This is a genomic window from Caulobacter sp. SRI_014, assembly GCF_057586315.1.
Window position 1 is genome coordinate 35,157 of the sequence record NZ_JBYCZQ010000010.1, and the last position, 12,865, is coordinate 48,021.

The 12,865-nt window shown below is 68.7% G+C and carries 15 protein-coding genes; 6 read left to right on the forward strand and 9 right to left on the reverse strand.

Translation table 11 applies throughout. The features are described 5' to 3' along the window. Positions 1-21: 21 nt before the first annotated feature. A complete protein-coding gene (locus AC2YG9_RS18365) occupies positions 22-825 on the reverse strand; it encodes a hypothetical protein (protein ID WP_487299441.1) in 804 nt (267 codons plus the stop codon). Between the two features lie 91 nt (positions 826-916). On the opposite strand from AC2YG9_RS18365, the gene AC2YG9_RS18370 reads away from it, so the two are divergent. Together AC2YG9_RS18370 and AC2YG9_RS18375 are read left to right on the forward strand one after the other, a co-directional pair. Then, the gene (locus AC2YG9_RS18370) at positions 917-1,531 is read left to right on the forward strand and encodes an LOG family protein (protein ID WP_487299442.1); all 615 of its coding nucleotides are present in this window, start codon (positions 917-919) and stop codon (positions 1,529-1,531) included. A gap of 100 nt (positions 1,532-1,631) precedes the next feature. Next, the gene (locus tag AC2YG9_RS18375; protein WP_487299443.1) at positions 1,632-1,931 is read left to right on the forward strand and encodes a DUF8200 family protein; all 300 of its coding nucleotides are present in this window, start codon (positions 1,632-1,634) and stop codon (positions 1,929-1,931) included. Positions 1,932-1,997: 66 nt separating this feature from the next. Here AC2YG9_RS18375 and AC2YG9_RS18380 read toward each other — a convergent pair whose 3' ends face one another. The 5 genes from AC2YG9_RS18380 to fliX form a co-directional block, all read right to left on the reverse strand. Further along, complete coding sequence (locus AC2YG9_RS18380) at positions 1,998-4,598, reverse strand: DUF3857 domain-containing protein (protein WP_487299444.1); 2,601 nt, start codon at positions 4,596-4,598, stop codon at positions 1,998-2,000. Between the two features lie 95 nt (positions 4,599-4,693). Then, entirely contained in the window at positions 4,694-6,028 is a 1,335-nt protein-coding gene (gene gltX / locus AC2YG9_RS18385; protein WP_487299445.1) for a glutamate--tRNA ligase, read from the reverse strand. A gap of 54 nt (positions 6,029-6,082) precedes the next feature. Next, entirely contained in the window at positions 6,083-6,475 is a 393-nt protein-coding gene (locus tag AC2YG9_RS18390) for a nuclear transport factor 2 family protein (RefSeq protein WP_487299446.1), read from the reverse strand. A gap of 73 nt (positions 6,476-6,548) precedes the next feature. Continuing rightward, positions 6,549-6,977, reverse strand: a complete 429-nt coding sequence (gene dksA, locus AC2YG9_RS18395; protein WP_487299447.1) for an RNA polymerase-binding protein DksA — start codon at positions 6,975-6,977, stop codon at positions 6,549-6,551. A gap of 93 nt (positions 6,978-7,070) precedes the next feature. Next, on the reverse strand, positions 7,071-7,505 hold the full coding sequence (fliX, locus tag AC2YG9_RS18400) for a flagellar assembly regulator FliX (protein WP_487299546.1): 435 nt from the start codon (positions 7,503-7,505) through the stop codon (positions 7,071-7,073). A gap of 178 nt (positions 7,506-7,683) precedes the next feature. Here fliX and AC2YG9_RS18405 point away from each other — a divergent pair, with 178 nt between their 5' ends. The 3 genes from AC2YG9_RS18405 to AC2YG9_RS18415 are packed head-to-tail and all read left to right on the forward strand — an operon-like array spanning position 7,684 to position 9,537. Then, positions 7,684-8,784, forward strand: a complete 1,101-nt coding sequence (locus tag AC2YG9_RS18405) for a flagellar basal body P-ring protein FlgI (protein WP_487299448.1) — start codon at positions 7,684-7,686, stop codon at positions 8,782-8,784. Continuing rightward, positions 8,784-9,107 carry a rod-binding protein gene (locus AC2YG9_RS18410; RefSeq protein ID WP_487299449.1) on the forward strand — a complete coding sequence of 108 codons (324 nt, stop codon included), beginning with the start codon at positions 8,784-8,786 and terminating at the stop codon, positions 9,105-9,107. The genes AC2YG9_RS18405 and AC2YG9_RS18410 overlap by 1 nt, the downstream gene beginning before the upstream one ends. After that, complete coding sequence (locus AC2YG9_RS18415; RefSeq protein ID WP_487299450.1) at positions 9,097-9,537, forward strand: flagellar basal body protein; 441 nt, start codon at positions 9,097-9,099, stop codon at positions 9,535-9,537. Before AC2YG9_RS18410 ends, AC2YG9_RS18415 begins: the two co-directional genes overlap by 11 nt. Here the strand turns inward: AC2YG9_RS18415 and AC2YG9_RS18420 are convergent. The 3 genes from AC2YG9_RS18420 to AC2YG9_RS18430 form a co-directional block, all read right to left on the reverse strand. Continuing rightward, positions 9,534-9,674, reverse strand: a complete 141-nt coding sequence (locus AC2YG9_RS18420; protein ID WP_487299451.1) for a hypothetical protein — start codon at positions 9,672-9,674, stop codon at positions 9,534-9,536. The two genes, AC2YG9_RS18415 and AC2YG9_RS18420, sit on opposite strands and share 4 nt — an antisense overlap. 86 nt (positions 9,675-9,760) lie before the next feature. After that, positions 9,761-10,420, reverse strand: a complete 660-nt coding sequence (locus AC2YG9_RS18425) for a nucleotide-binding protein (protein ID WP_487299452.1) — start codon at positions 10,418-10,420, stop codon at positions 9,761-9,763. A gap of 140 nt (positions 10,421-10,560) precedes the next feature. Then, positions 10,561-12,162: an ABC-F family ATP-binding cassette domain-containing protein gene (locus AC2YG9_RS18430; RefSeq protein ID WP_487299453.1), complete on the reverse strand. Its 1,602-nt coding sequence runs from the start codon at positions 12,160-12,162 to the stop codon at positions 10,561-10,563. Positions 12,163-12,354: 192 nt separating this feature from the next. On the opposite strand from AC2YG9_RS18430, the gene AC2YG9_RS18435 reads away from it, so the two are divergent. Next, positions 12,355-12,834, forward strand: coding sequence for a DUF1203 domain-containing protein (locus AC2YG9_RS18435; protein WP_487299454.1), 480 nt, complete (start codon positions 12,355-12,357; stop codon positions 12,832-12,834). Positions 12,835-12,865 lie beyond the last annotated feature (31 nt).

The following is a 12,865-nucleotide window of genomic DNA, read 5'->3' on the forward strand; positions in this document are numbered from 1 at the left end:
GCTGGCGTTCGGGGACAGGTCTCAACTGGCCGGGTCCAGGATCAGCGTGCTCTGCACCCCGCCGCCGGGGGTCATCCAGTCGATGCGCCAGGCGCCGTCGGCGCGGGTCGCGCGGAACGGCGCGGCCAGGTCCTGGGCGGCGCTGACCTGGATGACGCGGCTCTGCTCGCCGCTGTCGCCGGCGACTTCGAAAGTCAGGGCCCCGGCGTTGAGCGCCCGTCCGACCGCCAGATGGAAGCGGCCCTGGCTGTCGGCCTTGCCGACGCTCTGGGCGGTGCGGTCGATGCGCAGGTTGAGGCCGCTGCCGGCCCGGGCCAGGCCCGAGACCGAGGCCGTCCCGTCGCGGTCGAAGTCGACCGTCAGCAACTTCGGCGCATCGCTGGCCCCGCCGTAGACAAAGGCGCTGGCGCCCGAGCGCAGCTGGGCGGCGCGGCCATCGGGCAGGACGGCCAGATAGCCCTGGGACTGCACCTTGCGATTGGCTTCGGCCGACATCGACAGGCCGTAGAGGCGCACCTCCGGCGAGGCCGGCAGGCGGATCGTCCAGACCCCGGCTGCATTGGCCGTGGCCCTCAGCGGCTCCTCCCTGGGCGCGCCCAGCAGGATGCCGGCTCCCGGGGCCGCCTGGCCCGTGATCAGCACGACGCCGCCCGCCTCGGGCCGGCTGGCGGTGACGGTCGGGGGTTTCAGATAGCCGGCGTCGGCGGCCGGGTCGGTCGGGGCCTTGGGGGCGTCGCCGCGCCAGGAAGCGTCCCGCTCGCTCGGTCCGCAGGCGGCGACGAGGAGCGGCAGCAGCAGGCTCAGGAAGACCAGTTGTCGCGACACGATGCTTGAAACCCCAGACGGATAGGTCGAACATGTCATTTCGTGATTTTCCGGCGCGCCCGCAAGCGCGCCTTTTCTATCTGGGGACGGCATGTCCAAAACCACAGGCCCCGCCGGGGCCTCGATCGACAGCGTTTGTGTCTATTGCGGCTCGTCCAACGACGCCGACCCCGCCTTTCTGCAATCGGCCGAGGACTTTGGCCGGGTGCTGGCGGCCGAGGACTTGAAGCTGGTCTACGGCGGCGGCGGCGTTGGCCTTATGGGCGCCTGCGCGCGCGGGGCGCACGACGCCGGGGGCCGGGTGCTGGGCATCATCCCGACCTTCCTGATGGGCCGCGAGCAGCCGTTCGACGACGTCGAGACCGTGGTCGTGCAGAACATGCATGAGCGCAAGATGATGATGTTCGAGCGGTCGGACGCCTTCGTCGTGCTGCCCGGCGGCATCGGCACTCTGGAAGAAGTGGTCGAACTGCTCAGCTGGCAGCGCCTCGATCTGCACAGGAAGCCGCTGGTCTTCTACAACCCGCGCGACTTCTGGAAGCCGCTGTTCGAGCTGCTCTATCATACCATCACCGAGCGGCTGAGCCCGCCGGAGTTCGCCCATGCCTGGCGGGCGACCGACGACATCAACGAGATTACCCGGCTGATCGGCGAGATGGCGCAGGGGCTGGCGGTGGCCGACCCCGCCATCGAGGACAAAGTTTAGACGCTGGCGTCCAATTGAGGATTGACACCGTATCCAAAGAAAACGTACCCATGTCTCAGCGACCGGACTCCTACCGGCCGCGGGGATATGGAGAACTTCTATGCGTGTGTTCCTGATCGGGGCGCTGGCCCTGACCGCCTGTGTCGGCGCCGCCAATGCCGCTGACGCCCAACGGACCGATGGCTGGCTGACCCTGAAGACCAAGACGAGCCGCGGCAACGTCATCGTCGACGGCGCCGTCTGGAGCTGCAAGGTCGACGTTTGCCGCGCCCCCAAGGTCAAGGCCCTGCCGGCCGACCAGCAGTGCAAGAAGCTGAAGGGTCAGCTGGGTGAAGTCACCGGCTTCGGCTACCGCGGCGCCAAGTTCACGACCGACGAACTGGCGGCCTGCAACGCCTGAAGGGCGTCCCCTTCGGGGGTTGGATGAGGGCGGCGACGGCCACTGGCCGCGCCGCCCTTTTTCGTATCAGAGCGCCGGGGGCTTGAGGCCGTAGCCGGCGAACTCCTCGTCGATACCTGCATCGAGCTTGCGCGCTTCGGCCAGGTCGGCCGCGGCGCCCGCCTTGTCGCCGGCCCCGGCCTTGGCCAGGGCGCGGCCGAACAGGGACTCGGCGCTATCGGGGCGGATGCCGGAGGCCTTGTTGTAGTCGGCGATGGAGTCGCTCCAGCGGCCAAGGCGCATCAGCACAAAGCCCCGCGAGTCGAGGGTGGCGGCGTTGCGCGGCTCCATCTGCAAGGCCTTGTCGCAATCGCTGAGCGCCGCTTCCAGCGCGACCCCGCCCGTTGCCTGTTCCCAGCAGAGGTTGTTGAGCTCGCCGGCGTCCTTGGAGCCGTACTTGCGGGCGGTGGCGAAGTCGGCCATCGCCGCCTCCTTCCTGCCCATCTGCAGCAGGGTCCCGGCCCGGCCGGTGTAGAGCGAGGCGTTGTCGTCATCGATCAGGATGGCGGCATTGTAGTCGGCCTCGGCCTTGGCGAAGTCCTTGTTCTCGCGGTGCAGGTTGGCGCGGACCATCAGGGCCAGGTTGGCCTTGGGGTTTTCCTTGATGGTCTTGTCCAGCCGCGTGATGCTGCTGTCGCGGTCGGCTTTCGAGCGGCGGTAGCCGGGCGGTCCGACGACATAGACCTCGATCTTGCCCATCTCCTCGAGGGCCTTCTCGCTGGCCTCGGCATCCTTGGCGGGGATTTCGGTCTGCAGGCTGCGGGTCCGGGTCTCCAGGGTGAAGACGCCGTCCTTGATGCCGGCCTTGCGCCAGAAGCTGTAGCCGGCGGTGACCTGGTCGATGTCCTTGCCTTCGCTGACATAGCCCTTGCCGCCGTCGGGCAGCTTGATGGTCTCGCGGTACCAGACATGCAGCGGATGGGTGACGGAGAAGGGCGCGTCCTTGTTGTCGACCTCATCCTCGCGCTTCCAGCTCGAAGGGCCGCCCAGCTTGTGCCCGTACGTCAGGTGCCGGGGGGCCGAGGATTCGTTAGTCTCGATCCAGAACAGGGTGGCCTTGCCCTCCATGCCGAGGATGTATTCGCCGGTCGCCTCGTCATAGCGGCTGGTCACCGTCTCGACGTCGGCGAAGTCGAAGATCGTGCCCCAGTACTTCTTGTAGGCCTTCTCCAGCTCCTCGGGCGGGGCGGCGTCGGCGGCGGCCTTGGCGGAGACGGCGTAGTCGCCGCGGAACCGCTGCTCGGCCTTCATCGGGGCCAGGGTGTAGAGGCCGCCGGAGGCGTCGACGTCGAGGGTCAGGGAGGTGGTCGGCAGGGGGCTGGGTTCGACCCGCAGGGGCTCCAGAGCCGAGCCCTTGGCGCGCAGCGGCAGGGCCCAGCCGAACTCCGGCGTGGCCACCTCGTCGAGCTTGCGGTCGCCGTTGCGGGTGCCGTCCAGCCAGTAGACCTTGCCGCCGATCTCGGCCCGCACGATGACGTGGTCGAACAGCCCGACCATCGGCAGGCGCGCGTCCAGCCCGTCGCCAAGCGTGGAATGGACGACCGCCGGTTCGGCCTTGATGCCCAGCTCGCGCAGGATGGCCAGCAGCAGGGCGGTCTTGCCCTTGCAGTCGCCATAGCGCCGCGACCAGGTGATGTCGGCCTGGGCCGGAGTCAGGTTGCCGGCGTCCATGCCGAGGAAGACGTAACGGGTGCGTTCCTGGACCAGGGCCAGGGCCAGGCCGGCCTGGACCTTGGGATCGCTGGAGGCGGCGCGGATCTTCTCGATCTCGGGCTTGAGGCGCGAATTGTCCTTCAGGGTGGCGGCAGTGTCGTAGAGCGGCGACAGCAGGGTCGAGACCTGGGCCCAATCCTTGAACTGGGTGAACTCCACCCCCCTGCCCCGCAGGTATCGCGACGGGGCGCCGGCCGGCGGCTTGTAGGGCTTCTGGCCCTTGAGGTCGAAGATCAGCTCGGTCTCGCCCGACGCCGTGCGGCCGACCTTGGGCGGGTTCATGCCCTGGTCGAGGCGATAGCGAATGGGCTTGGTCTTGGGGTCCCAGAGGACGCGCAGCTGGATCTGGTCCACCTGTTCGGACGGCGGGACGGGCAGGTAGTTTTCGCTGAAGTCGCCGACGACCGAATCCTTGCGGGTCAGGGTGAAGGCCAGGGTGACGATGTCGCCGACCTCCAGGCCCTCAGGCTGCATGGTGGCGGTCAGCACCCCGTCGAGCATGGCGTACTCGAGGCGGTTCTCACGGCGCAGCACGGTGAAGGTCTGGTCGGCCAGGACGTCGATGACCTGGGTCCCGCGCTTGATCTCCAGCTTGTGGACGGTGAGCGTGGTGGAGTCCGGGTTCCACGGCAGGGCAATGGTGCCCATCGCCGACAGCCCCTGGGCCGTCTGGATGCGGATGACGCTCTCGATGTACATGCTGTCGCCTTCAGGGCCGAAGTGGACCTGTTCGTCGAGGCGCAGCTGGCGATAGGGCGCGCCGGTGACCGGGCTGTCGGTCTTCAAGGGCGGCAGGGGTTTCACCCAGGCGGGGGCGGCGTCGAGCACCGGCTCGGGCGCGGCGAGAGCCCCGGTTGCGAAGGCGCACGCAAACAGGCTGACAGCGCCGACAAGACCGGCAAACAACGACCGCATGGATATCCCCCGGGGAGTGACGCGTACTGGCCGCTCAGCTTGCGCGATGGGGGGATGGGCCGCAAGCGGGCTCGCGCGACAATCGCCCTGTTGGATCAGGCCGTCTGGCCTGCCAGACGCTTCGCCGCCTTCTCGCGCCCGATCAGCGCCAACAACGGGCCCATTTCCGGGCCGTGGTCCATGCCGGTGAGGGCCTGGCGCAGGGGCATGAACAGGGCTCGCCCCTTGGCGCCGGTGGCTTCCTTGATGGCCGAAGACCAGGTGCTCCAGGTGGTGGCGTCGACCGTGGCCGGCAGAAGCTCGAGGGCCTGGGCCAGGAAGGCGGGGTCCTCGACGACCGGGGTCACCTCGCCGCCGACGATCCGGGCCAGATCAACGACATCGCCGAACAGCTTGAGGTTCGGGCGGACCGCCAGCCAGAAGTCTTCGCCCAGGTCAGCGTTCAGCGCGGCCAGGCGCGGCTTGGCGGCGGCATAGTCCATGGCGTGCAGGACGCCGGCGTTGATGCGGTGCAGGTCCGCCTCGTCGAACCGGGCCGGGGCGCGACCCATCTTGGCGAAGTCGAAGTTGCGGCCGAGGTCGTCGAGGCTGGGCGCCGCTTCGAGAGCGTCGGACGTTCCCAGCTTGCCGATGTGCGAGGTGATGGCCAGCGGCTCGATGCCCGCCTCGCGCAGTTGCAAGATCGACAGGGAGCCAAGACGCTTGGAGAGCGCGCTGCCGTCGGCGCCGACCAGCAGGCTGAAGTGGCCGAAGATGGGGGCCTTGCCGCCCAGGGCCTCGAACAGTTCGATCTGTGTGCCGGTGTTGGCGACGTGGTCCTCGCCCCGGATGACGTGGGTGATGCCCATGTCGATGTCATCGGCGACCGATGGCAGGGTGTAGAGGAAGGCGCCGTCCTCGCGGATCAGCACCGGGTCCGACATCGAGGTGGTGTCGACATCGCATTCGCCGCGCACCAGGTCGTGCCACTTCACCCGGCGGCCATCGAGCTTGAAGCGCCAGTGGGGCTTGCGGCCCTCGGCCTCGTAGGCGGCGATCTCTTCGGGCGTCAGCTTCAGGGCGGCGCGGTCGTAGATCGGCGGCTGGCCGCGCGACAATTGCACCTTGCGGCGGCGGTCGAGTTCTTCGGAGGTTTCGTAGCAGGGGTAGAGGCGGCCCGCGGCCTTCAGCGTCTCCATGGCGCGATGGTAGAGGTCGAACCGCTTGGACTGGTTGTAGCGCTCGTCCCAGGTCAGGCCGAGCCAGGTCAGGTCGGCTTCGATGCCGTCCTCATATTCCTGCGTCGAGCGGGCCAGGTCCGTATCGTCGATGCGCAGCACGAATTGACCACCCTGCCCCCGGGCGAACACCCAGTTGACGATGGCGGCGCGGATGTTTCCGACGTGGAGGCGGCCCGTCGGCGACGGGGCGAAGCGGACCTTGACGGTCATTTGAAACCTGTTGACTTGCGAAGGCGGGGTAGGTCGTCCTTCGCAGGCCCGAAGTCAAGTATTGAGCAGGCTGTCGATCCAGGCTTGATCGGCGTCAAGCACCCAGCATTCCACGACTTTCTGGCCATCGGTGCGGTAGACCAGCGTGCGGTCGACTTCGCGGCCGGCCAGGTTCTCGCGGGCGATCATGATGGCCTTGTCGGCGTCGGCCATGATGTTGGTGACGGCGATCAGCTTTCGGCCGGTCTTCTGCGTGAACACCGTCAGGGCCTTGATCGCGGCGTCCTTGCCGTGATGCGTGCCGGCGAACGGGTTGGACCCGTTCCAGTGCAGAATGAAGTCGTCGGCATACAGGCCGAACATCGTGACGATGTCGCCACCGGTCCAGGCGTCGCGATAGCGCTCAAGCACGGAGATGTTCGCCAGACGGCGGTCTTCGTCAGTCATCCAGGATCCCCTTCGCATCAGGGAACGTGGAAAAACAACACCGCCGGGTCAATGACCCGGCGGGTAAGGATGATCAGTCGTCCCGGTGAACCCGTTCGCGGCGTTCATGCCGCTCCTGGGCCTCGAGGCTGAGGGTGGCCACGGGCCGCGCGTCGAGACGCGCCAGACCGATGGGTTCCCCCGTTTCCTCGCAGTAGCCGTAGGACTGCTCCTCGATGCGACGAAGAGCTTCGTCGATCTTGGAAATCAGTTTCCGTTGGCGGTCCCGGGTCCGCAGCTCAAGAGCCCGATCCGTCTCCGACGTGGCGCGATCGGCCAGGTCAGGATGGTTCTCGGTTTCTTTCTGGAGAATGGCCACCGTTTCGCGAGATTCGCGAAGGATGTCCTCTTTCCAGGCGAGCAACTTGTTTCGGAAATACTCGAGCTGACGCTCGTTCATGAACTCCTCGTCCTCGGAAGGACGATAGTCATCTGGCACTTTAAGAACCGTAGCCGTCGTCATTGACGCCTCACGCCCCACTACCCCGCTCACAGCGAGCGGGGCCTTATAGCAAAACGGTTACAGCGCACAATGAACGTCACGTTGGGCGTGCGTTCATGCCGCAATTTTCGCGCGTTGGAGTTTAGCCAACTCCACCGCGGCCCGCATTTCGATCTCGTCGAGAATCCCCTCCAGGGCCGGATCCTCGGTGTTTTCGCGCTGGTCCCGGACCGCGCGCATCAGGTGATTGAGGTGAGCGCCCGACACCTCGCCGTCGATGACCGCGATGCGCAGGTCGTCGAGCACGTCGAGGATGCGGCCGGCCCGGCCGACGGCTTTGCGGCGGCGCTCCAGCGGTCCGCCCATTTCCTGCAAGGCCAACAGCGCATCGAGGGAAGCAACGCCGGTAACACCGGCCGCCCGGGCCGTCGGCGCGGCCGCCGAGGCGCCGCCCGTCGCCGGCAGATTAAAGGAAGAACCGCCGGCAGGAGCCCTGGCGCCCGACGGGCCGCCGCTTGCCGCTGGTCCACTGGTTCGACCGACCTTCATGATACTCCCCAACGCATGGATGCGAATCTGGGTCCGACCGCTTGCGGTATGGTTAATGCCGGGCAAATTCTGCCGCCAGCCGAGCTTGCCGACTCTCTTTTCATTGAATTTGTTAAATAAACCGTCTGGCCCGGTTCTGGCACTCCCCTCCCCACTCGTGCGCACGGGGTGGAGTTTCATGCAGCGTCTTCTTTCCACGGCCCTTCTGGTCCTCAGTCTCGCCTTTTCGGGTGAGGCGTTCGCCGCGTCGCGGATCAAGGACATCGTCGAGGTCGAGGGCGTCCGCGAGAACGCCCTGGTCGGCTACGGCCTGGTCGTCGGCCTCAACGGCACCGGCGACAACCTGCGTAACACGCCCCAGGCCAAGCAGAGCCAGGAGGCGATGCTGGAGAGGCTGGGCGTCAACATCCGCGACGCCAACCTCAATTCCAAGAACGTCGCCGCCGTCATGGTCACCGCCAAGCTGCCGGCCTTCGCCGCGCCGGGGACCCCCATTGACGTAACCGTCAGCTCGATCGGCGACGCCAAGAGCCTGCTGGGCGGCACCCTGGTGGTCACCACCCTGCTCGGCGCCGACGGCCAGGCCTATGCCCTGGCCCAGGGTACGGTGCAGACCGGTTCGGTCTCGGCCGGCGGGGCCTCGGGCTCTTCCATCACCAAGGGCGTGCCGACCTCCGGCCGGATCGCCGGGGGGGCCGTCGTCGAACGGGAGCTGGGCTTCCAGATGGCCAACATGGGTCAGGTTCGCCTGACCCTGCGCAATCCCGACTTCACCACCGCCCGCCGCATCGCCGACGTCATCAACGCCAAATACCCGGGCACGGCCAACGCCGATAACCCCGGCACCGTCACCCTGCGCCCGCCGATGGGGGCCGGCATCGTGCCGTTCGTGACGGCCATCGAGAACATGGTCGTCGAGCCCGACACCGGGGCCAAGGTGATCATCGACGAAGTGGCCGGCGTCATCGTCATGGGCGAGAATGTCCGGGTCAGCACGGTCGCTATCGCCCAGGGCAACCTCACCATCACGGTCCAGGAAAGCCCGGCGGTCAGCCAGCCGGCGCCCTTCAGCCGAGGTCAGACCACCGTCGTTCCCCAGTCAGCCGTCGGAGTGGACGAGGAAAAGGGCCGTCAGTTGCTCACCCTCAAGAGCGGCGCCTCGCTGTCCAGCCTGGTGTCCGGCCTCAACGCCCTGGGCGTCACGCCGCGCGACATGATTTCCATCCTGCAGGCCATCAAGGCCGCGGGCGCCCTGCAAGCCGACATCGAGGTGATCTGATGAGCGGACCCATCGCCGCCCCCGTCGACGTGCTGCTGGGTCAGACGCCCGCGCTCGACATGACCCGCTCGAAGATCAAGCAGTCGGCCCAGGATTTCGAGTCCAGCTTTCTCTCCGTGATGCTCGCCCAGATGTTCAAGGGCGTCGAAACCGAGGCCCCGTTCGGCGGCGGCCAGGGCGAAGAGATGTTCAAGTCGTTCTTCTCCGACGCGGTGGCCAAGCAGGTCTCGCGGTCGGGCGGCATCGGCCTGGCGGCCACCGTCGAGCGCGAAATGCTGAAGATGCAAGGTTTGCAGGAAGTAGAGGTTTCCCATGGCGCTTGATGCCCGTGACGCCACCGACCGCGTTGGCCAGCTGATCATCCTGACCGAGCGCCTGACCGGCCTGATCGCCGACCAGGCCCTTGCCTTCGAGCAGCGCCGGCCGCAGGCCGCCGCCGCCCAGCTGGAAGAGACCTCGCGCCTGGCCAACCTCTACCGTCACGAGTCGGCCAGGGTTCGCAGCCAACCCGCCCTGATCGCCGGGGCGCCGATGGACCAGCGCATTGCTCTTATGCGGGCGACCGAAGCCTTCGACGCGGTCTTGGCCCGCCAAGGTCGCGCCCTGGAAGCCGCCCGCACCGTCACCGAAGGGCTGGTCAAGGCCATCGCCGATGAAGTGGTCGCCCAGCGCAGCGCCGGCCCGGGCTATGGCCCCGGCGCGACCACCGTTGGCGCCGATGCGCGCGCCATAACCCTGAACCGCTCGGCCTAGAGCGAGCGCTCCACGGCGGCGTGTTGGTGCGCGGTCTGGGCTTCCTGCCGCGCCGAAGCGGCGCCGGCGGCCACGGCCAGAACGGAGCAGAGCGCCGCGATCAGGCCCTTGGCGATGTTCGATTTCAGATCGGTCATGACCACCCCTCGGCATAGTTACGCGCCAGGTGAGGAAGTGGATGACCCGGCCGGTTGTTCCGGCCGCCGCCGAAATTAAGTCTGGCCTACTCCGCTACGGCCGGCAGGGCGGCCGGCCACAGCTGGGCCTCGACCTCGCGCCACAGGCCGCCGATCTCGAGAGCGGCGGCGCTCTGCGGCGCGGTTTCCTGCACCGAGCGGCCCTCGGCCACCGCCGACTGATAGGCGATGCGGGCGCGCAAGCCGATGGGCAGGACCGGCCGGCCCATGGCGGCCAGCTGGGCCACGGTGTCGCCGACGCAGGCCATCTCGCGGCCATTGCGGCGCGGCGGCGCCTGGTTGATGACGAAACCGCCCGGCTTGCCGAAGCGGCTGACCAGTTCGGCCGTCTCGCGCACCGCCCGAACGTCCAGGAAGCTCGGGCGCAGGACCATCAGGCAGAAATCGGCGCAGCGTACAGCCTCGGCCAGGTCCTCGCTGGCGGAGGGGCTGGTGTCGATGACCATCAGGTCGCGGCCGGCCCGCTGGGCCGCCTGCTGGGTGGCGAACAGCGCCGGGGTCTTGGTCGAGAAGACCACCGGGCCGCCGATCTGGCGCTCGCGCCGCCACTCCTGGGCCGAACCCTGGCGGTCACAATCGGCCAGCAGCACACCCTTGCCCGACAGCCAGGCGGCCATGGCCAGGTGCAGCGAGACCGTGGTCTTGCCGGTGCCGCCCTTGCGGGAAAGGACGGCGAGCGTCCTCAAGGACGCGCCGCGCCGGCGCTCAGGACGCGCGCCGCTTCAAGGCCGGACGTGACGACTCTCTTGGACAAGGTCTACCCCCGGGGCGTTCCCGTAACACGACTATCCGAGCATGCAACAGCGGCACAATCTGGGCCTGGGGTTCAGCCGCTGGGAATGAGCGCCCCGATATCGAGTTCACGCTCAATTCCGACGGCCGTCAGGAAGGCCGGGTCGTGGCTGACGACCAGCAGGGCGCCGTCGAACGCCGACAGGGCCCGCTCGACCGCCCGCATCGAGTCGAGATCCAGGTGGTTGGTCGGCTCGTCGAGGATCAGCAACTGAGGCGGGGCCTCGCCGGCCAGCACACAGGCCAGGGCCGCCCGCAGCCGCTCGCCGCCGCTCAGGGAGCCGACGATCTGGTCGGCGGCGGTGTTGCGGAACAGGAACCGGGCCAGGGCGGCCTGGGCGGCGTTGCGGTCGGCGCCGGGGTTGAGGCGGCGGAAGGCTTCCAGAATGGTCTCCGTCTCGCCCAGCAGATCGGTGCGCTGGTCCAGCATCAGGGCCGGGACCGGCCGGCGGACCGTCCCCGCCGTCGGCTCGAGCTGGCCGGCGGCGATGCGGATCAGGGTGGTCTTACCCCGGCCGTTGGCGCCGCTGATAGCGATCCGCTCCGGACCGGTGATGGTCAGGTCGAGGTATTCGAACAGCGGCGCCCCGCCCGGCCACGCAAAGGCGGCGTCCTCGAGCGCGAGCACCGTCCGACCGGCAGGCAAGCCGCTCGGCGGCAGGTCGAAGGTCAGGGCGCGGGTCCGCTCGACCCGGGCGCCGGCGGCGTCCAGGGCTTCGCGGGCCTCGTCCTGCTTGCGTTCGGCCAGGCGGTCGACACGGCCGGCGGTGGCCTCGGCCCGGCGCTTCTGGGCCCCAAGCAGGATCTTGGGTTCACTGGCCCTGGCGGCGAACTTGCGGCCGCCGGCGTCGCGCTGGTCCTGGCGTTCCCGGGCGGCCTGGGCCTCGCGTTTGACCCGGGCGGCGTCGCGGGCGGCGACCTCCAGGTCACGCTCGGCGGCGGCGGCCTCCTCATCCTTGCGGGCCCGATAGAGGCTGTAGCCGCCGCCGTAGACCCTGGCCCCGAGCGGCGAGAGCTCGACGATGCGGTCCATGCCTTCCAGCAGGGCGCGGTCATGGCTGACCACCAGGGCCCCGCCGCGCCAGCTTCGCAAGACGTCGGCGACCAGCTTGCGGGCCTCGCGGTCGAGGTTGTTGGTCGGCTCGTCGAGCAGGATGACGTCCGGTTCGGCCAGCAGCACGGCGGCCAGCGCCGCGCGGGTGGCCTGGCCGCCGCTCAGGGCGGTGGCGGGACGGCCGGGTTCGAGCCCGTCCAGCCCGACTTCGGCCAGCGCCTGGTCGAGGCGCGCGGGCAGAGTCCAGTCGGCGTCGGCGAAATCATCGTCGCTGCCCTCTCCCGCCTCGATGCGGGCCAGCCGGGCCAGGGCGTCCTCGACTCCGAGAAGCCCGGCGAGGGTCGCGCCGGGCGCGGGCTGCAGCGCCTGGCGCAGCACGGCCACGCGGCCCTCTACGCTCACCGCGCCGGCGCGCGCGGGCGCCTCGCCGGTGAGGATCCGAAGCAGGGTGGTCTTGCCGACGCCATTGCGGCCGACGAGCCCGGTGCGCTCGCGGCCGATGGCCAGGGTCAGGTTTTCGAAGAGGACGCGGCCGTCAGGCGCGGCGGCGGAAACGGAATCCAGGGTGATCAGGGCGGACATGGGAGCTCACGGCGGGAGAGGCGTTCAGGGCGAAACGGGGGTCCGTCGCGATGATCAAAGCGCTCTCCTAGCTGTGCGGCCCGATTGCCGGCTTGGCGGCCGATATAGGGACGACCCTGCCGATTGTCGAGCAAGCAGCGGAGTGTGGTTGACGCGCCGGTCCGCCAGAACGGGGCCGAAAAGGAGACCCCCATGCCCTTCACCGTCACCGGCCTGCCGGCCGAACCCTTCCGCCCGCTGTTTGGCCTCAGCGATGCCGCCCTGGCCGAACAGGGCGCGATCCGCGTCCGCGTCGACGCCCCGGCCGGCGCCCCCTGCCGCATCACCCTCGAGGACGCCGAGCCCGGCGAAACCGTGCTGTTGCTGAACCACGAGCACCTCCCTGTCGACAGCCCCTACCGCAGCCGCCACGCCATCTACGTCCGCGAGGCCGCCGAACAGACGGCGGTGATCATGGACGCCCTGCCCCTGGCCATGGAGCGCCGGCTGCTCGCCCTGCGCGCCTTCGACCGCAACGACATGATGGTCGAGGCCGAGGTGATCGAGGGCCGCGAGGCAGCGCCACTTATCGAGGCCTGGCTGGCAGACCACCGGGTCGCCTACCTGCACGCCCACTACGCGAGGCGGGGTTGCTTCGCGGCGCGGATCGACAGGCGACCAGCCGAACTCTGACCTATCGAAGCGGCGACCATTATACCTCGAA

Bases quoted from the DNA above. Each gene is read 5' to 3' on its own strand.
- AC2YG9_RS18430 (WP_487299453.1), bottom strand. From the start codon at position 12,162: ATGTCCGCCCTGATCACCCTGGATTCCGTTTCCGCCGCCGCGCCTGAC.
- AC2YG9_RS18415 (WP_487299450.1), top strand. From the start codon at position 9,097: ATGGCGCTTGATGCCCGTGACGCCACCGACCGCGTTGGCCAGCTGATC.
- AC2YG9_RS18390 (WP_487299446.1), bottom strand. From the start codon at position 6,475: ATGACTGACGAAGACCGCCGTCTGGCGAACATCTCCGTGCTTGAGCGC.
- AC2YG9_RS18405 (WP_487299448.1), top strand. From the start codon at position 7,684: ATGCAGCGTCTTCTTTCCACGGCCCTTCTGGTCCTCAGTCTCGCCTTT.
- AC2YG9_RS18435 (WP_487299454.1), top strand. From the start codon at position 12,355: ATGCCCTTCACCGTCACCGGCCTGCCGGCCGAACCCTTCCGCCCGCTG.
- gltX (WP_487299445.1), bottom strand. From the start codon at position 6,028: ATGACCGTCAAGGTCCGCTTCGCCCCGTCGCCGACGGGCCGCCTCCAC.
- AC2YG9_RS18410 (WP_487299449.1), top strand. From the start codon at position 8,784: ATGAGCGGACCCATCGCCGCCCCCGTCGACGTGCTGCTGGGTCAGACG.
- AC2YG9_RS18375 (WP_487299443.1), top strand. From the start codon at position 1,632: ATGCGTGTGTTCCTGATCGGGGCGCTGGCCCTGACCGCCTGTGTCGGC.
- dksA (WP_487299447.1), bottom strand. From the start codon at position 6,977: ATGACGACGGCTACGGTTCTTAAAGTGCCAGATGACTATCGTCCTTCC.
- AC2YG9_RS18420 (WP_487299451.1), bottom strand. From the start codon at position 9,674: ATGACCGATCTGAAATCGAACATCGCCAAGGGCCTGATCGCGGCGCTC.
- fliX (WP_487299546.1), bottom strand. From the start codon at position 7,505: ATGAAGGTCGGTCGAACCAGTGGACCAGCGGCAAGCGGCGGCCCGTCG.
- AC2YG9_RS18380 (WP_487299444.1), bottom strand. From the start codon at position 4,598: ATGCGGTCGTTGTTTGCCGGTCTTGTCGGCGCTGTCAGCCTGTTTGCG.
- AC2YG9_RS18370 (WP_487299442.1), top strand. From the start codon at position 917: ATGTCCAAAACCACAGGCCCCGCCGGGGCCTCGATCGACAGCGTTTGT.